Annotated in this window: 16 protein-coding genes; all 16 read right to left on the bottom strand. The window is 53.5% G+C overall.

Annotation, left to right across the window (positions count from 1 at the left end):
- Window positions 1–209: 209 nt before the first annotated feature.
- Entirely contained in the window at window positions 210–344 is a 135-nt protein-coding gene (locus ACFE7X_RS14155; RefSeq protein ID WP_375436328.1) for a hypothetical protein, read from the bottom strand.
- Between the two features lie 94 nt (window positions 345–438).
- Window positions 439–1,101: a recombinase family protein gene (locus ACFE7X_RS14150; protein ID WP_375436327.1), complete on the bottom strand. Its 663-nt coding sequence runs from the start codon at window positions 1,099–1,101 to the stop codon at window positions 439–441.
- 400 nt (window positions 1,102–1,501) lie between these two features.
- The gene (locus tag ACFE7X_RS14145; RefSeq protein WP_375436326.1) at window positions 1,502–2,542 is read right to left on the bottom strand and encodes a replication initiation protein; all 1,041 of its coding nucleotides are present in this window, start codon (window positions 2,540–2,542) and stop codon (window positions 1,502–1,504) included.
- A gap of 978 nt (window positions 2,543–3,520) precedes the next feature.
- Window positions 3,521–3,967, bottom strand: a complete 447-nt coding sequence (locus ACFE7X_RS14140) for a hypothetical protein (RefSeq protein WP_375436325.1) — start codon at window positions 3,965–3,967, stop codon at window positions 3,521–3,523.
- A 7-nt stretch (window positions 3,968–3,974) separates the two neighbouring features.
- Window positions 3,975–4,769 carry a ParA family protein gene (locus tag ACFE7X_RS14135; protein WP_375436324.1) on the bottom strand — a complete coding sequence of 265 codons (795 nt, stop codon included), beginning with the start codon at window positions 4,767–4,769 and terminating at the stop codon, window positions 3,975–3,977.
- An 879-nt stretch (window positions 4,770–5,648) separates the two neighbouring features.
- Entirely contained in the window at window positions 5,649–6,638 is a 990-nt protein-coding gene (locus ACFE7X_RS14130) for a Na/Pi cotransporter family protein (RefSeq protein ID WP_375436323.1), read from the bottom strand.
- 361 nt (window positions 6,639–6,999) lie between these two features.
- A complete protein-coding gene (locus ACFE7X_RS14125) occupies window positions 7,000–7,209 on the bottom strand; it encodes a hypothetical protein (protein WP_375436322.1) in 210 nt (69 codons plus the stop codon).
- A 314-nt stretch (window positions 7,210–7,523) separates the two neighbouring features.
- A complete protein-coding gene (locus ACFE7X_RS14120) occupies window positions 7,524–7,787 on the bottom strand; it encodes a hypothetical protein (protein WP_375436321.1) in 264 nt (87 codons plus the stop codon).
- A 165-nt stretch (window positions 7,788–7,952) separates the two neighbouring features.
- Window positions 7,953–8,801, bottom strand: coding sequence for an endonuclease/exonuclease/phosphatase family protein (locus ACFE7X_RS14115; RefSeq protein WP_375436320.1), 849 nt, complete (start codon window positions 8,799–8,801; stop codon window positions 7,953–7,955).
- Between the two features lie 146 nt (window positions 8,802–8,947).
- Complete coding sequence (locus ACFE7X_RS14110) at window positions 8,948–9,208, bottom strand: hypothetical protein (protein ID WP_375436319.1); 261 nt, start codon at window positions 9,206–9,208, stop codon at window positions 8,948–8,950.
- Between the two features lie 93 nt (window positions 9,209–9,301).
- Complete coding sequence (locus ACFE7X_RS14105) at window positions 9,302–10,633, bottom strand: hypothetical protein (protein WP_375436318.1); 1,332 nt, start codon at window positions 10,631–10,633, stop codon at window positions 9,302–9,304.
- Window positions 10,634–11,727: 1,094 nt separating this feature from the next.
- Window positions 11,728–11,886 (bottom strand): hypothetical protein, encoded by a 159-nt coding sequence (locus tag ACFE7X_RS14100; protein ID WP_375436317.1) that lies wholly within the window; start codon window positions 11,884–11,886, stop codon window positions 11,728–11,730.
- 89 nt (window positions 11,887–11,975) lie between these two features.
- A complete protein-coding gene (locus ACFE7X_RS14095) occupies window positions 11,976–14,465 on the bottom strand; it encodes a hypothetical protein (protein ID WP_375436316.1) in 2,490 nt (829 codons plus the stop codon).
- Window positions 14,466–14,504: 39 nt separating this feature from the next.
- A complete protein-coding gene (locus ACFE7X_RS14090; RefSeq protein ID WP_375436315.1) occupies window positions 14,505–14,996 on the bottom strand; it encodes a T9SS type A sorting domain-containing protein in 492 nt (163 codons plus the stop codon).
- A 902-nt stretch (window positions 14,997–15,898) separates the two neighbouring features.
- On the bottom strand, window positions 15,899–16,663 hold the full coding sequence (gene map, locus ACFE7X_RS14085) for a type I methionyl aminopeptidase (RefSeq protein WP_375436314.1): 765 nt from the start codon (window positions 16,661–16,663) through the stop codon (window positions 15,899–15,901).
- A gap of 193 nt (window positions 16,664–16,856) precedes the next feature.
- On the bottom strand, window positions 16,857–18,557 hold the full coding sequence (locus ACFE7X_RS14080) for a glycosyltransferase family 39 protein (protein ID WP_375436313.1): 1,701 nt from the start codon (window positions 18,555–18,557) through the stop codon (window positions 16,857–16,859).
- Window positions 18,558–18,738 lie beyond the last annotated feature (181 nt).

The following is an 18,738-nucleotide window of genomic DNA, read 5'->3' as shown; positions in this document are numbered from 1 at the left end:
GGGGAGACTGGCCAGTGTGAACGAAAAACTCCTGGACATCGAGCAAGCTGCGGCTGTAGGCGTGGTAGCGAAGGAAGGCGTAGCCATCAAGGTGCGCGTAGATCCGTCCCCTGCCATTTTCAAAGTATACCCGTAGCATCGGGGTGCTGGAACATCAGGTATTAAAATAGGCCAGTAAGTGGTGTCTTGCAATTAGAGTGGTAGCCTTCTCACAAAAAAGCCCCTCCCTCGTCGAAGGGGCTTTTTTGTGAGAAGGCTACTGCCATGGGCCACGCGCGGCGCAATGGCAGAAAGGTCACGCTCAGGCCGCTAGTTAACAGATAAGCAGTGAGGGAAACAGACATTTAAGAGCCACGGTAATCGGCTTTGGCCGGAGAACTTGCCCTGCTTCCTGTTCTCTTCCGAAGCTGCTACATACCACCTCCACTAAGCCTTGTGTTATGCCTGCTCACGTAGGAGCAAACGGCGGACGGCACTGGCATCGAACTGCTTGCCGCGCCGGGTTTGATAGTCGCCTTTTTGCAGCTCTTCAGCAATCTGTTGCAACGTCAGGCCCTGCTGCCGCAACAGCACGGCCAGGCGTGTCGCCTGCCGGTTCTCTTTGTTATCGCGCGCGTTCTGTTGGCGTACAGCCTGGCCGTGGCGAATGGCGTCCGTTGTCAGATTCGCGGGCACGCCTAGGCGCACACCGCGCGCTTTCAAGGCGGCCAGCGCTTCGCGGGTACGCTTGCTGATGAGTTCGCGCTCATGCTGGGCCAGCACGGCAAAGATACCCACGGTGAGCGTGTTAGCATCGGGCATATCGCAGCACACAAAATCAACGCCGCTGTCACGCAAGGCGAAGATGAAGCCGGCATTGCGGGAGAGCCGGTCGAGTTTGGCGATGAGCAGCGTGGCGCCCGCCTGCCGAGCTTGGGCAATGGCAGCGAGTAACTGCGGGCGCTGGTTTTGCTTGCCGCTTTCCACCTCGGTGTAGTGAGCCAACACCTGGGCCGGGGGCCGGACGTACTGGTGGACAGCATACTGTTGAGCTTCCAGACCCAAACCGGAAGTTCCCTGTTTGGTGGTACTCACCCGGTAGTAGGCCACGTATCGCTTCATAGTGGCAATTTACTTCCTGATTTGGCATTATACAAACGGGCGTTTGTAAAACGCCAAATGCTTCCCTCCTCTTCTAAATTCAGGGTACAAATCAAGGCTCCAGCCTACTGAAAGTACATTTTAGTATAAGGCTCGAGATGACACTTATACTAAAATGTACCATTTGGGGAATGGTGAGAAAGTTTCGGTTTATTCGGCACAAACCGACTGCTAATTTTATACTTTATAGTAGGCCTACTTCCAATTGTGAAAACTTTTAGTTCAAGGGCAAAACGAATTACATTTTTCGACTTCTGCGCAGGCAGTTGTACCACGAAAGATGATTCTATCGGTTTGTTTCTATGCGCAGTTCTTTTGTCTTAAACTCACCTTTTCCCTTCCCCTGCTACCAAGTTGACGGCTACTTAAGAAGAGGATAAAGGCTAGGGAATTCAGTCTTGAGCAGGTTGATAGCCACGCCGCCCAGATTGTCAAAAACCTTGTTGCCGGCCTCGAAATCTCGCAACAAAGGATGGCTTACCTTCATCAACCGGGCAATTTTGGTCTCATCATCGCCCATGAAGTTTAGCACATGCTCAATTTGGACTTTGGTCATTTTTAATTTCTGCAAGCGCGTGACAAGGCGCTGCTGTAGCGTCGGCAACTCAGCCTGCAGGGCCAGGCTCATCTGCTTCTCCGCAGGCCGAGGCCGACTCGTGGTCTTGTCGGGCGAGGTGGACAGAGGGGCGTCCTCCGGCTTGAGTCGGGCCAGCGGCTTGGGAATGGAAAAGCGGACGCCTTTAACCTTTTTGCCTTCCTTGACCGGCTCATAGGTGACTGCCCAGCCTAAAGAGTCTAATTCCCGTAATGCCGGCTCAAGCACGTAGCGCTTAAAGTCGTAGAAAAGGGTGTACGTAACATCGTTGTCGTCCCCGAGCACCTGCTTGCGAAGCGTGTCGAATTCCACTTCCCAGAGGCCAACGTCGTCCCAAGACTTAAGCAGCCAGTATAGCCGGTGAGCGTGGGCGGATTTGAGCGTGAGCAGGGTTTCTATTTCGACGTGGGTGTACTGCTCGGCTAGTTGCAGCAGAAAGGGCTTGATTTCGGGAGCAAAATTGCCAGTCAGATAGCCCGTGCCCTCGTTTAGGTCAATGTAACTGATGATGGAATAAGCCGTAAAACGCTTCTTGTTGCCAGTCTGGGACTCGATACTAACGACTTTCGACATCAGGCTTCGACACGCGTCGCGAATCGTTTCGTAGACGCTCCCCCCCTTCTTCTGGGTTATCACCCGGCTCAGGGGAATAGAGATTCCCGGTAACTCGGTTTGATCTTGGTGAATGCAGCCCAGCGCCAGGGCAAAAATACGGGCCTCCACATGGGTCAACTTCAGGGGAGCGCGCACTAGGGCATTGGCCTGATAGGCCCGCGGATAGAGCGTGGGGACGATTTTAGGCACCATAGGAAGGCGAAAGAGCCAGGGAATAGGACGAAGATAAACGGATAAGCGTGAAAACCTAACGACATTCACGCAATAGGCAGCGCAGTGCCATTTTTCACGCAGATACTGTAGTGGAAAATAGGAAAGAGATAATGCCATTTTTCACGCAATTACCGCGGTGTTCTATAGTGCCATTTTTCACGCAGAAGGTTCTCAGTTCTAATAGGGGAGTGCCATTTTTCACGTAGTGGTGCCACTCTTCACGCAGCAGAGTGCCATTCTTCACGTAGATGGTGCCATTCTTCACGCAGCAGAGTGCCACTTTTCACGTAGCAGAGTGCCATTTTTCACGTAGATATCAGTCCTTATCGCCTGAAAGACAGCACGTTGCACCGCCCTGAATATAGAATATAAAAAGAAGAGCTTAAGAAAACAGAAGAGATTCAGTTTTTTTTGAAAAATTTAAAAAAGGTTGGTACCATCAAAAAACACGTTTTAACCCTGAAAAAGGGCTTTCAACGAAATTCTGAGCGCTTTTTTTGCTCACGCTTACGCGAAACGAACTTCGTGATGCTAAGGGTATTATCTCTCCGAGCAACTGCGTGAAAAATGGCACCGCAGTTTTGGGTTATCCAGCCAGTCAAAACATCTGCGTGAAAAATGGCACCATTAGCTTAGGCTTTACTTCCTACCGTATCCCTAGCCCTGTTTACTTTCTGTCGGTAACCTGTTGCGGTAGTCCAAGACAATACTCCGGCTAGAGTCTTAAACAACTGCCATAGCAAAGGCCGAGTTGATGTATAGGCGCTTATGAAGATGCTGAGCCAGATCCGGTTGAGGCCCGTTTGTATTACAAATAGCACGAGCAGCTAGCGCCTGTGCTTGCGCACTTCAACTATGGCAAATGGTAGAGCAGACAAACCAAGAAACTAATGAAAAGTAAAAGCCCCTCCAGGGAGGGGCTTCTAGCACGAGTAGTTACAATACGAGCAAGGAAAGCTAATTACGCTTTTTATACCCTTTAATCTTGCCTTGATTCAGGACTTCGTCGAGAATATCCGGGGGCAAAGATTTGCGGGAACTTTCGAACTGATCGAGGAAGTCACAGATGGCTTGTTCGGTCGCCTTTTTGATTTTTGCTCCGGGTTCCCAATGCAGGTATTGGCGCAGGCGCAGGTAGGTTTCGGTTTTTAGCAGCGTATTGAAAGGAACCTCTTCCGGCAGTTGAGAGAGCAACTGCGCCGTATATGTGGCTCCCTCCCCTCCCCTTTCAGCAGGTGGGACAACTGTAGTGGGTGGCGCAGCGGCTACGAGTGAGCCAGCCGTTGCCGTTTCATCCTCCATCCCGAGTGCGGCGGCAACGGTCGGGCTCACGGGGGCTGCGGGGGAAGAAGCGGGCGTTCCGGTTTTAACGGTAGGCTTGCCGGCCAGACGGGCAGCAGCCAAGCTGGAATTAGACGGACTTTTCGACATTGAGCTCAGCTAATATTTCGTCAGTTAGGGCGGCATAGTCCAGGGCGCCGTTGGACTCGGGAGCAAAGTCAAATAGGGAGGCACCAGCCATTTGCGCGTTGGCGATGGAAACATTTTCCCGAATGGAAGTAGTCAGCACGGGTCCCAACTCGCCGAAGTGACTACTAATAAGCTCGACGACGTCGTGATGAAGCCGGCGGCGATAAACAGGTGAATATTTGGTGAAAAAGATACCTCCAACCCGAAGCCTAGGGTTTAACTTGGCATGCATGCGCGTCACGGCCTGCGCAATATTAGATAAGCCTTCGTAGCCGTACAACTCGGGCTGCACAGGAATAAACAGCAGGTCGCTGGCGATAAGCGCCCATACTACTAGGTTACCTAAGCTCGGCGGAGTGTCGAGAATGCAGTAATCGTAGTCTTCGGCAACTAAGTCAAGAATCTCCTTGATCCAATCGCGGGCTTCAGCGATGTGGCCGATTTGCGGCTCGTACGCGGCAAGTTTGGGATGCGAAGGCAGCAGACTGATCCGCTCTGTGACGGGATGAATCGCGGCCCGCACATCGTCCTGGGTGAACTCACCCTTAAGCATAAGTAAGTCGCCGAGATGTGTTCCTTCCAGGTTCTGTCCGAAGGACTGACTTAAGTTGCGTTGCGGATCACAATCACAAAACAGAACGCGGTATCCGCGGTGCGCCAAGGCATACCCAACATTTAGAGCCGAGGAGGTCTTCCCTACCCCGCCTTTATTATTAGCGAAACAAAGTGTTTTCATAGAGCTGAATTTATCGAGCAGCTAGTATAAGTAAATCCTGGCTTACAAATGTATACTATGCATAAATAATACTGTACGTATTGTACGTATGATACTTGTTTTAGGCACCATGCGTATTTTAAACAGGCTGTGAGTTGCTAGGGAAGAGCTTTATTGGTTTATGTGCAGATAATGTACGATACAGAGTATACATATCATACATATCATACATATTATGTATTATGTACGTACAATACGTATTATACGTATAATTTATGCCATACGTATAATACGTATTGTACGTACATAATACATAATATGTATGATGAACACCAAAAAGCTTCATACTAACTAAATGCCGTACATATATAACGTATTATACGTATAAATACTTTGGTGAGTAGGGGTCTAACAAGCGAGCAGCGGAGCGCAGAAGCATAGAACCACCGGCTAGCCACGCTGCGGCTCGGTCCCAGTTCGCAGGCCTACGAGAGGCGGGTGCAGACAGTAATATATGTATGCAGTCGCCCGCCGTGGTATGGGCTTGCTGACAAGGACTACGGCCTCAATGCCAGTATCGAGTGCGCCGAGGGCATAATTCCCAGCGGAAGCAAAAAACCGACATATGGCCGGCGAATTAACTGGGTACGCTCTCACCCGCGCAATCGAGTCGAGCACTTGTTCATTGGCGTCCAGGTTTTCGCCGTTTGGCCGCCCGCTACCAGAAAAGGCAAAGGTTTTCTTGGGCTCTTGGTAGTTCTTCGCGGCCCTCTGCTGGGGCTTCTAATTGTCTCTAGGCCCTAAGTAGGGTAGGCAGGGAAGTCATATCACCCGAAACCAACACCGTATTTCTTACTCGCGCAGCTGGGTTGCTGGAGGCAAGAAGGTTGGGCAGCAAGCTTACCTAACCTGTAGGGTCAGGGTTTGGGCTGGCTGTTCTTGCTCGGGCAGGCAGGTGTCGAGTAGACGCTGGCAGAGCGGTACCAGCGGGGCAAAGACCAATACGCCGGTCACGTTGAACAGAACGTGGGCATGCGCAATCTGGCGGGCTATGTCGGCGTGGCCGGCTACGCGCAGCACCAAGGCAGTGAAAGGTCCGATCAGCAACAACCCCAGGGTGATAGAAATTACGTTGAAACCAAGGTGAAACAAGCCGGTTTTCAACGCGGCCCGGCCCCGGCCCACCGTGGCCAGCAACGTATCCGAGCACGTTCCTAACTCGGCGCCCAGCATCACAGCAATGCCGGCGGGCAGTGTCAATAGGCCCTTAGAAGCCAGTTTAATAACCATGCCCAGCGTGGCCGACGACGACTGAATCACCAACGTCAGCAAGGCGCCCGCCCCAGCGCCACGCACTGGGTTCTCCAACTTAAGCAGCCACGCCTGCACGCCCCGATAATCTTTGAGCGGGGCCGCCGCTTCCCCAATCAGAAACAAGCTGAAAAACAGCAAGCCAAAGCAAAACAAGGCTCTTCCCGCCGTGCGGCCCTGCCGCTTTTTGCTTAACGACAACAGCAGCAAGCCCGGCAGCATTGCCACTACGGCGTATTGACCTAACTCAAAGGCGAAGAGTTGACTGGAAATTGTCGTGCCGATATTGGCCCCGAGCACCACGCCCAGCGAGTTGCGGAAAGGCAGTGCGCCCGCACTCACCAAGGCAATAGCCAGGATAATGACCACGGACGACGAATCCAGAAGCGTGGTCACGACGGTACCCGTCAGGATGGCCATGGGCACCGTTTTGGTGAAGCGGTCCAGGATGCTTTTCACCCGTTCGCCCGCCACTTGGCGCAAAGCCAGCGCTAAGCGACTTACGGCATATAGAAATAGTACCAGGCCACTGACAGCCAGCAAGATGATCGATAAAACCGAAGAAGCCGAAGAGGTCATGGGGGCCAGTGCACCGGATAAGCCGAGCACCAAGTACCGAACGTATTCGCCGAGCTAGCAGGCATCTGCCGCTCATCAACAAATTGTTACCTGCCCCTTGCTCGTATGGTTGCCTCTGGCCGCTAAAAGTGGGCAGCCACGGCAAACCCGTACAGTTTATGCTATTGTGAAGCTTGTTGCGGGGCCTCGCTTTTACCGCCCCGGAGTGCGTGCTTTGCCTAGCGTACTCTTCTGAAGCAGGAGTCGTGGAGGGGAGTCGCTCGGGGGGAGCGACTCCCCTCGGCTATTAAAGGCACCCTTGCGGCCGTAATTCCCTTTGATTCAGGGGAATACCGACCGCCCAAGCGCCAGCAAGGCTTGCTTAGCTTTTGGGCTGCTCCTTGATAGTTTGCCGTAAACTTTGTAGTTCGTCAGCACCTACTAGCAAGGCCGGATAGCGCAGTAACTCACGCCAAATCGAACGGAGATACTCTGGATTGGCGGTAGGCAGGTTCCAGAACCGGATTTTCTGCCCGTTGCGCATAGCCAACTCGTTCCACTGGCGTAGCTGCGCCGTTTCGGCGGCGGGCATAGCCCTTGGCCCTTCCGCTGAAAATACTGCTGCCAATTGCCGTTCATGGCGGGGATGCGAGCAGCCGAAGACATCAACTTTAAATCAGCCAGGGCCCCATCCAAGAATACCAGCCGCTGCACATCGGCCAGCACCTGTTCCCGGGGGTAACCCCCAGTCAAAATCACCTGCACGCCGCCCAAACGAGGCTGCTGGGGCGTCGATAGAATATCCTGGTAAGTGAGCAGAATGCGCCGCAAACGGACGTAGGTCGCTGGGCCTTCATTTTTGATATCGATGTAAAGCCAGAGCGGCGCGGGCCGGGCGTAAAGCTTTTATTGGGTGCGTAGCAACTGGCGCAAGGGCTCTAAGTACAGCGTTTGCAGCGTTCGGCTTGCTTGAAGCGACTTACGCTCGTGCCCTACCAACAGCGCGCTATCAATTAAAAAGACGTCGGCTTCCACGCTTTGAAAGCCGAGTTGTAGCGCATCGTAGAGCGGATGGGGCCGCCAGTAGTCGTTGTGCGAGTGGCCCTGGTGCAGTGGCCGGGCCAGCGGTAGTTGCGAGCGAGTACACGACCCGGACAGGGTTAGTAGCAACAGGCCAAAGAAAGTGGTTCACATGAATGATTGAAGGTTCACCAGGTTCCATTCCTACTGCTTAAGCAAATTACAAGCGAGGGCGACGTTTATTTTGCGAATTCCGCCCTAAATCGGGGCGTTTTGCGGAGTAGGATGCGCCGCGGGTGCGAAAGTTGGTTTTCCCTACTTTTTAACTTTGTACTGCACCTCAATGGCCACCGGATAATGGTCGGAGGGTGTTTTGCCGCCGCCGTACGTATCGGTAAGGATGCCGTAGCGGGTGGCCGTGAAGGCAGGATCTAAGAAAATGTGGTCGATGCGGGCATCGGTTTTGGCGTTGGTCTTGAAGCCGTTGAACGTGCCGTTGGGGGCGTACACCACCTTAGCCACTTCGTAGGCGTCTTTTAGGCGGCCCGAGGTGTTGAGAAGGACATAACTTTCGTTGCGCTGATCAACGTTGAAATCCCCAGTCAAAATAGCGGGCGTGTTGCCGGCCATTTCCTTAACCTTGGCCAGAATCAGCTTCGCGCTTTCTTTGCGCGCCTCAATTCCTACGTGGTCGAAATGGGTGTTGAACAGGTAGAACGTGAAGCCGGTACCTTGCTCCTGAAACTGCCCCCAGGTGCAAATGCGCGGCAACTGGGCATCCCAACCCTTGCTGGGCGTCGTGCTGGTCGGCGACAGCCAGAACGTGCCTTGCTTGAGCAGCTTGTACTTGTCTTTTTTGTAGAAGATAGCGGAAAACTCGCCGGCCTGCTGGCCATCGTCGCGGCCCACGCCGATGTGCGCGTAACCTGGCAGCTTGCCGGCGAGGTCCTGGAGCTGGTTGTAGAGCACTTCTTGCGTGCCAAACAAATCGAAGTCCTGAAAGCGGATCAGGTTGGCCATGTAGGGCAACCGGTCTTTCCAAGCGTTGGCCGTATCCTGGGCGTTGTCGTAGCGGATGTTGTAGGTGGCCACCTTCATGGTTTGGGCGGGCAGCTTCGCCGAAGCCGCCAACAGCAGTACAAGAAAAAAAAGCTTTCGAAACACAGGCAAGAAAGAAGGGGAGAATACAAGAAATAATTGGGGCAGCTACTCCCAACCAGGGTTTTGCCCGAGCGCAGGGGTAATTAGGCGGTCGTTTTCGGGAATGGGGTAGAGGTAAGACTTCTCGTCCCACTTGCGAGGTACGGTAGTCAGCTGATTTCGCCGGAGGTGCCGTTGGTGAGCCGCTGCGGATTCACGCCACCGCTGGTTGTAGGAGCTACGTTCACGTACGTAACGCCGGCGGGCCGGTTGGCGGGCAGCGTAGTGTAGAACGCCACATCCAGCTTGCCGTCTTCATTCAAATCGAGCGGCTGGTTGAGGGCAGGCACGTAGAAGCCATTCCACAACAAACAACGCGGCCGAGGAGCGCCACGCGCTTGCTTCAGTGCTAATCCGACTTCCTTTAACACGGGGCAGGCAGGAGTAGGTCTGGCACGCAAGGCGATTCAAAGACGCCACCGGGCCATTTGGCGAGGTATGGCTCTTTCCTGGCTCCTGCCTGCCTATCGGGGAAGTAAGGTAAGGTCGGCAATCGTGTTGCCTAGTTCGGTGCCCATGGTCACCGAAATGACCTGGGTAAACGGGTAGTGGAGGCCGGCGTAAACCCGGGAAAAAGCAGCCTCCTCCAGCATGGCCGAAATAGAAGCATACTGCCGGGGAGCGACCCCTCGCCAGGCGTACGCGTTGTCGGTTACCGGAATGTTGCCGCATTCTCGTATTAATACCTGCATCACGGGCGCGGCTATCCCGACCAATCCGGAAGGATACTCGGGGTACGGCGGGCTGGGCAGATACGTTTGCCAAGTAGGATCAATATGGCGTTGAATATACGTAACCGGGCGCAGCAGATTATACTGATACTTGGCTCTAAAGGTGTTGATAGGACCGTCCTTCATGGCAATGCCCGTTTTGGCGTACACTTGCGCCGCCTCGGCCAACTTAACCTGCTTGCGCTCTAGAATGCCAGTTATAATGGACAGCGTATGGTAAGGGGCGGGAACGCCAACGCCACTGCCACCCGCATCCGCCCACCAGTCAGCAATGGCTTTTTGCGCTGGGGTTAAGGCTTTTCCAATAGCATACACTGCGCTTGCTTCTTGATGAAATGGAGACGCTGGGTCTTCTGAATAAGGAAAAGGCAACGGGGGCGCTGTAGTTGTTAAGCTTGCGGTTAGAAAAGGCCTTGAATTTTTTAAAAAAGGCCCTTGCGGGGCGGCAAAAGCCGGTGGGGTTGGCACCCAGGCGCCAGGAAACACGGGCAGCACGTACCCTTGGCTGCCTAAGGTGAAATTATCGGTGGTTGACCAATTGTAGACCGCCGTAGCAATGGCCCGTCCATAAGCTTGCGAGCGGAGAATGACGGCATCGGAGGCCCGTAATTTAAACCGGAGATTGTAGGCGTTTTCCAACGAATCGATCCGGGCTATATCCGCCTCGGTTAGCCCAACTAAAAACTGCTTGTACATACTGGCCAGCGCCGCATTGGCACTAGCCCCCCATACATACTCTTGGTTGCGTTCTGGTGCCGGCATGGTGGGCATCTGATAGAGCTGGGTCGATAAACTCACGGCTCCTTTTCGGCCAGGACGCACCGCTTCGTACAGGCCAACGCCGATGTAGCCAAAGTTTCGGTTGTTGAGAATTATAACCGGTTGCGGGGTTGTACGCAGTTGCGTTCGTGCAATGAGCTTGTACCAGTCGAAGACGACGGTGGCACTTTCCTGTTGGGGGGAGCCCTGATGAATTAGTTGCTCTAGTAGGTCGTCGCAGCCATAAAAGAGCAAACCGGAAAAGAACAGCGCGAACAGATGAGTTACTTTCCGGCGTTTTCTCATAGAAAGGAGTTGCATAGCGAAGGGGTTGCTTGGGAAAGAATCGAGAAAAAGGGACCAGGTGCCACCCGCAGAGGAGGCTTGCTGCGGAGAAAGGCCCTGATTTAACTTGAACAGCGGGGAGAAGCCGTTCGCCGACGAGGAACGGCCCGGTTGGAGGCTTGCGAACCGAGCAGGAAAAGAGCGGAAAGCCGCGGATTGCAGAAAAACTACTCCTGGCTGAGTGAAGAGAGTACACCAGAACCGTCGCTAGGACGGGGCCACGAACCAACGAACCTCCACCGGGAAGAGCGTTACCGGATGCATTTATAGAATAAATATAGTGAATTGTATATATATTTTGAATAGCCTAGTTTGATCTTGCGACGAGTACCTATTATAGCACGCTTAGGATAGCTCGAAAACAGGCGGAGCTAGCTCAAGACAGCCCGGGAAATACACATCCAGGCGTGTCCATCGTCTTTTTGAGATGGTCTAAGTCAGCCGGATAGAAGGCAGACGGCGTGTGGCGCCGGTCTAAGGCCACGTAGCCTTTTATCTCTGCGCGTCTGCTGGCCGGCTCGGCGCGCCGGCACTAGCCGTCTGGGCTACGCCAAACTGTAGGCGCAGGTAGGCTTTATGCCCGTGCGCGTCACGGGCACGACCCGCTGGCCACCAGCTGTTGTTTTCTGGTAGAAGGCCAGCGCCGCGTATTGCGGGTCACGCATTCGAGCGGGTAAGGCAGCGGCAACCATGGAGCGAGGCGGGCGCCACCAAAAGGTGATGCCCAAAGCTAGTGAGCAGCCACACAGCCACAAAGCCCACAAATATCCGGGCGCCGGTCGAGCCCTGGCAGCGTTACGGAGTAGGACTTAGGCGATACTACAGCTTCTGCTGACAACCTTTGCGCGAGGTACTCCCGCGAATTTTACCTATAGCGCCGGGCATTTACCGGTCCATAGAGGACCGTTTTTGGACACTGATAGCACCCACGCAAAAGCCCCCGAAAACAGCGATTTTCGGGGGCTTTTGCGTGGCTTTTCAGACAGTCTTTTTGCTTTTCTACGTCTCCTGCTTGAACAGCCATCAACGGCTTTAAAGCATTCTGGCCGGCCAAGTTAGAACGGCGTGTTTTGCAGCGCCTCCAGGGCAACGGCTTCACGTATATTGAGTCCGTAAGCGGGCAGGGCACTAACTATGGGCTCGCCCCCGAACAGGGTGGGCATGCCGGTTACTTGGGGCCTCACTACAGCCACCCGCACCGGACAGGTTGCCACATTGAACTGTACTGAAGTGTGTACTAAAGCAGCTGGCAGCGCAAAAGAATTTGGAACCAAGTCCGGGTTCTTATTTATAAGTAGATTTTCTACTCTCTACTTCTCGCTAAAATACTCTTATAAGACGCTTTGTATGTCTCCTGCGATTTCCGGATAACTTCTGCCTGAAAAGAGGCATCCGTAAAAAGCCTGTTAAGGCTCGGGTGAGTTTCAACCGAAATTCCTTGCTTGGCATAGGCATCTTTCAAATTAGCAATAGCATCCGCCACAACTTCGTTGCTTAACTCTGCCGGCATATTCTTTACCAATAGTTCATACCGCGTCAGATCCTTTGATTGTGATGGAGCTGCTTTCGCGGGTTCTACAGCCCTGGAAGCTGCTGCCCGTTTCGGAGAAGAGCCTCCTTCGAGCGCAACTAGTCTTTGCTCAAGCGAAGTAAATTGACTTTCCAACCCCTTGATTTTCTTTTCCTGTTCAACTGCAAGGTTTGCCAAGTCGTTGGCATTTAGGCCTATTGCCATATTTACGCTCGCAATTCCTCCTTCCACTAACGATTCGGACCACGCTACGCCAACAATCTGCTTGTACTGCTCCGCTTTAATTTCTTTGGGTGATACTCCGACTCCAGTGCCATCATTCAATCCTGAAGGCAGAATGTAATCACCCGAGAAAACGATGCCGCGGACTTTAACCGGGATTTGACCCATAAAAGCAACCTTTTCGAAAGCGGCTTCTTGGCCTGCTGGGGGCATGTTTCCGAGCACTGCCGGTTTGGTCGAAATAACCATGAACTGCTGCGCACCGTCAGTAAACTTGGATATTTTACCGCCACTAACGGCCACAATATTGCCTGCCGCTATGTTTTCTGATGCATTGCTTCTTTCCAACCATTCTGCATAGTCAGCTGAACCGGACTGGTAGGTGACGCCCAGATTTTCCAAGGCAAACAACTCGAAGTCAGCAAGGTTTGCACTCGACAGGACAAGGTCTGCCGCCGCAGTTGCAAGACAAGGGCCACATGGCCCCGTCGAGGCCCCAAGGCCTCCAACAACGATGGGAATAGCTGCTGCTATGACATTAGCACCGTCTTTTGCCACTTCAGCAGCCAACATACCTTCGTTGAAGATATAGTCTCGGTCACTTTTAGCTTCCGCTGATGTTTCTCCTTCGATACGTCCAACCGCCTTGCCTGAGCCGTCTAAAAATGTAATAAAATTATTGGTATTATTAGGTGTTCCAGCATTCAGCTTAATGGCAATTCCCTGGTTGCTTCCCTGTACCTGAAGTGGATAGGCAGCATAACTTTCTTCGCTACCATTCATAGTCGCCGTAATAGTTACCTGACCATTAGCAGCAAGCCTATTGTTGAGTGTAGTGGTTCCAGCAACTGTTAGGCTGCTTTCCATGGTGGCAGCGCCAGTCACGCCCAAGGTGCTGCGGAGCGTGGTAGCGCCCAGCGTGTTCAGGGAATTGTTTAAGTCAGTTGCCCCGGCCACACGCAAAGTATTGCTTAAAGTAGAGGCCCCAGTTACCCCGAGCGTGCTGCCGAGCAAGGTAGCACCGTCTACGCCTAGCGTGCTGCGCAAAGTAGTGGCGCCCACGGTGTTCAAGGTGCTGCCCAAATTTGTAGCGCCGGTTACGCCCAGCGTGTTGCGCAGGGTGGTGGCACCCACCGTATTCAGCGTGCTGGCTAAGTTGGTGGCGCCGGTTACATCCAAGGTGTTGCGCAGGGTGGTGGCACCCACCGTATTCAGCGTGCTGGCTAAGTTGGTAGCGCCGGTCACGTTTAAAGTGCCCGTGAGAGCGGTAGGGCTAGTTCTGGCCACGGTCAGCGGGCCATTGTTTATAGTAGCACCACCGGTCGTGTTGAGGTTCACGTTGCGGTTCACCGTTAGGTCGTTGCCTACACCCAGGTCGTTGCGAATGGCGACATTGCCCTGGCTCGTGATGGTGAGCCGGTCCAGGTTGTTGGTGATAAGCACGAGGTCGGCCGCATCAGTGGTGCCCAGGCGGTCGGTCAGGGGGTCCACCCGGGAGTTACCAAAAAGAGACCAATTCTGCGAAGGCACCCCCGGGGTATTGCCATTGCTCTTAGCGGACTGCGAATCGGTGGTACCGTCTAGGGTGCTAGCTGAACCAGCGTGAAGGGCATAGGGAACCGAGAGTAGCTCCGAAGTACCCATCAGGCGGTAGTTGGTACCGCCCGTGGGGTCCATCTCTATCCGCAAAAAGTGATTGGAGGTGCCCCACGCAACGCGGGCAAAATCCCCTAGCGAGGCCTTTCCCCGCCCAATAGCCAGCGAAAATGACCCCTGTTCGGTGGTGGTCACGCGGTGGGTTTCGGTGTAGGCCGCCGGGGCATCGGCGCCGCCCGCCAGCACGCTGATGCGCAGGGCCACCGCTTGGCGCTGTAGGGGCTTGCCGTTCAGGTCGCGGGCAATGCCTTGGTAGTTCATGGCCTGCGGCGTGGGAGCCTGCGTTGGCGGCTTCGCGGCGGACTTGGTCTGGGCTTGAACGGCCGTCGTTCCAAGTAGCAAAATAGCCGACGCTACCAGGGGAGCTTGTAGATTTTTAAGCATGAGAATGCGGGCGATGAGTATGAAAAAGGAGGACTACGATTATTCGTTTTTGAGAATGAAGTGCGTGGTGCGCCGGTGGGTAGCTGGGTCGAACACGCTGAGCACGTAGCTGGCTACGGGCAGGTCGGCCAGGTCTAGGCGCACGTGGCCCAGTTCCGGTGTCTGGGTTAGCGTGCGCAATTGCCGGCCCTGCAAGTCGTAGATTTCCAGCTGCACGGCCGGCGTGGTGGCCGGTACGCGCACCCACACCTCTGTTTTAAACGGGTTAGGGTACACGGCTAAGTCCTCGAAAGCCGTAGCTGCCGGCGCCCATGCTCCGCGGTGAAAGCCCTCCAGTACCTGGGCAGTGCCGGCCTGCTGCCAAGCAACTACCGCTCGTTCTCCCACCGTCCAGTCCAAAACCAGGCCGTTGGCCTGGAAAGCTTGCCCAGCCGCGCCGAGCACCGCTGGTGCTGGGGTAGTCTGGCTCCAGGCGCTGAGACTTCCAAGCAGACCAGCGGCGAGTAAGCAATAGGGTCGTAGTTTTTTCATAAGCTTACAGCGCAAAAGAAGAGGGATGAGAAGTGGTGAAACCAACCAGCTGACAGGATTTTATACAAAAGACTAACGCACAGTTAGCCGTTCTGCATCCAATAAAGCAGTCTTGACAGCGTTAGCTTTATCCAATATTTTTTATTCAAATATAGAGAAATATAAACTATATATTAATTTATTATAGTATTCATATATAAACATTACAGGAAAATATACTTTCTAGGAAACGCCGGGCTTTGCAGGTGCTAAAGGCATAAGGCCAGCAGCTTAATAGCTCCGCCAACTTGACGCCAGCGGCGTAGGCACTGGTCTTAGCATTCTGGCTGCAGAACGCGCACCCACGAGGCCAATCGTCAGGCCACGGCCTTGATCCTGGCCCGCTGGGGCAGGAATGGGGGTACAATCAGATTGCCAAGGAGTTGGAAGCTTGAGCTTTCGCACCCACCGTAGATGCCGTTTTACCCGCAAACAAGTTCAGTGCTTAGGGCAAGGCGCGGCAGGGCTAGCACAACGAAGGGCCCGTCCTTCTGAATCGAAGGAAGCGGACTTACGCTTTCGTTACCTGAAAGGTATTGATCGGTTCCGCCGTTTGTTTCTCCACAAAGACGAGAAGATAGTTCAGAGAGCTTCAACCACTACAGACGCCGAGTTGGCATCATAGAAAACCGCGCTAATAGCCGTGCCAGTCGGGGCCGGCTTTGGCTGCTGCGTGTGGCCTTTTTGTAAGTAGTTTGTAATAGTACACTTCGGCCCAAGTCTCTAGCTGTACGGCCAGTTTATCCGGGCTGCGGTTTTCTAAGTGCGTGTTGGTAATCTCGGGTTTTGGGCCTGCTTCAGCTGCCGGTAGCTTGTCGGAGCAGGCCGTTTTGCGTGGCCTTTGGCAAAAGTCACAGACGCTTTTAGTCCCAGATGCCGTTGGCCGCGGTCAGGATTAGGGGGGAGCCGTCGGTGACCACCAGCGTGTGCTCGTGCTGGGCCACGAAGCTGCCATCCTTGGTGGTTAGCGTCCACCCGTCGCTGAGTTGGTGGGTCAGGCTGGCGCGGGTGGAGATGAACGTTTCCACGGCTACCACCGAGTCTTTTTTGAAGCGCTTCAGATTGTAGCGGTCGTAGTAGTTGGGAATTTCTTTGGGCTCCTCGTGCAGGCTGCGGCCGATGCCGTGGCCGACGAGGTTCTTAATAACGCGGAAGCCAGCTTTGCGGGCTTCGGCCTCAATCAGCCCGCCAATGTCGGCGATGCGCACCCCGCCCCGGATGCGACTAATGGCCGTGCGCAGAATCTGGCGGGAGGCATCGACCAAGGGCTGGTGGTGGTGCACGTCGGCGCCGAGCACAAACGAGCCGCCGTTGTCGGCCCAGTAGCCATCCAACTCAGCCGACACGTCGAGGTTGACCAGGTCGCCTTCCCGCAGCACTTTGTGCAGCGCAGGTATGCCGTGGGCCACTTCCTGGTTGACGCTAATGCACGTCCAGCCCGGAAAGCCGTAGGTAAGGCGCGGGGCCGAGCGGGCGCCCAACGAGGCCAGCAGGCGGCCGCCGTATTCGTCTAACTCCTTGGTGCTCATGCCGGGCTGGGCGTATTCGCGCATCTGCTGAAGGGTGGTGGCAACAGCGGCGCTGATTTGCTGGAGGCCGGTTAGATCGGCTTGCGAGGTGATGGACATGGCAAAGGGTTGGTTTCAGTGGATAGGTATCCACGGCGTTTATAACTACAACAAATACAAGAGCATTTCGACAGGATAACGCAGTAGGAGTGCTTGTTAGGCAAAAGTTAACGGGGCAACCTCACTTCTTGTGTTCGGCCTAACTAGACCATCTTATGCAAGTTCCCTCTCGTTTCACCCTCGCTGCTGGGTTTTACTTGTTTAGTGTATACAACTTAATATCAATATTAACTCGCTGAAAGCTGTCGATTGGGGTTGCGCCAAGGCCATACACCACCTTTTCTAATTCCTTAGCGGGGCTAATGCGCGTATCGTAATACCATTTCGGCGTACGAAGGTGCGGGCTTAGGTAATCGCCAATGTTGTTTCTTAAGCTCGGATAGCAGATAACCCAAAGCCGCTTCTTGCCCCGCAAGTCACCGAATTGCTGACGCACTTTCTCGTAATACTCTTGCTTGCTAGCTGTTGAGTGCCTTACGTCATCCTGCCCCAAAGCAGTATAGCGAAGACTATACGCCTCTTTGTAGTACTGATACGCATGATTCATCGTCCAGTAAACATAAACGGCATCTCCCTCCTTGTAGCGTTCATTGGCATATAATAAGGCTTCCCTGTTGTGTTGTCTCTTCATTAGAAAGGTCGGGATTGTAGTAAACCGGATAGCATTCCAAGTGGGCGGAAGGAGCAAGAGAAGAAACAAAAGAGTTGCTACCGGCTTTCGCTTAGTTTGGCCAAAGGCCGCCACCGTAACTTGGGCGCCGTAACTGATAAGCAAAAGGAACAGCGGCGCCAGAAATAAAATAAGCCGCTCATAGAAAGGGTACGCCTGAAAGGCGGAGGCAAGCAGCGTTAACCCTATGGGCCCAAGCAGCAAAAACAGATAATATCTATTCTTTCTTGCCAAAGCAACAATCCCTACCAGCTCTAGGAGAAGCGGTAAGAACGGCATTCTAAAAAAAGTCTGTACCGGCGAGTAATCCCTGATATTTTCGTCGAATATACGGTTGCCGAACTTTGTCAACAGGCCCAAGTTTTGTTCCAGCAACATATAGTGAGTGTGGGCAACCCACAATATATTTCTGGTTATAGAATCCGCCAGAGGCAGATAAGCATCGCATCCGACGGCAAAATAGTCTTTAAGCCAAGCCGAATCCGCATACTCGCGTAAAAAGAAAAAGTACAAAACCGCGAAGCTGCTCAGCCAGATAGTGCACGGAATAAGTTGGAGAAACAGGGCTTTCCATTCTCTTTTGAGCAGCGAATTACTGCTTATCACCAAGCCTATTCCGGCCAGAATGAAGATGGAGCTATTCGAGAACCAAACTAAAAGACCCCCGCTGACTCCCCATAGCAAGAGGGTGAATGGTTTCAGGGAAGAGTGGAATTTTACAAATAAATAGAGCGCCAGAACCGAAGCACACAATTCTGTGCTGTACTGCTTTGCTTCCGTGGCATAATAAACAAAGGGCTCCCCGATTGCTAAAAGACTTACCGCCAGGATAACTGTCCAGGGCCGGAGGAAGAAACGCGCAACCGGGATAAAGAAAAACAGCGAGCCTATCCCGGTTAGTAAGGAAAATAAACGCACGGCCCGTTCTCCTTTACCGAACAGGGTCACCGCGAGTTTTACCATCACTAAATACCCGAGCGGCGCTTTCTGTTGGTAGTCTAGGGGCTTGGTTAGCAAGTCCAGAAAGCCCATTTTTATGATATTTCCATTCAGATAAAGCTCATCTATCCACAAAGACCGATTATCAATGAAAAGGACCAGCCGTAAGAAAACGCCGACAAAGGCAACGGCTAGTGCTATTCTTGCGTGATGCTTACGTAGGTAAGCACCTAGTCTATCCCACTTGGGTACCACAACAATTTCTTTTTCGGGCGCGAACAGCATAGAGTTTTATGAGAATCCAACCAAGTGAGGCAGCATTGGGCCTTCGTCTTGGGTGGAAGTGCTTGTTGTTGGAGGGGAGGTGGGCACTCGTAGTGCAAGGTTGATTGTCGCCAAAACGACGGCCGGATTTTCTTGGGCTACAGGTCAGCAGAACGCGGGAGAAACACGGTTGCTTTGTCCA

The sequence above is a fragment of the uncultured Hymenobacter sp. genome (assembly GCF_964242765.1).
Taxonomy (GTDB): domain Bacteria; phylum Bacteroidota; class Bacteroidia; order Cytophagales; family Hymenobacteraceae; genus Hymenobacter.
Note: the sequence above shows the minus strand (reverse complement) of the source record. Positions and strands in the feature narration are given on the sequence as shown.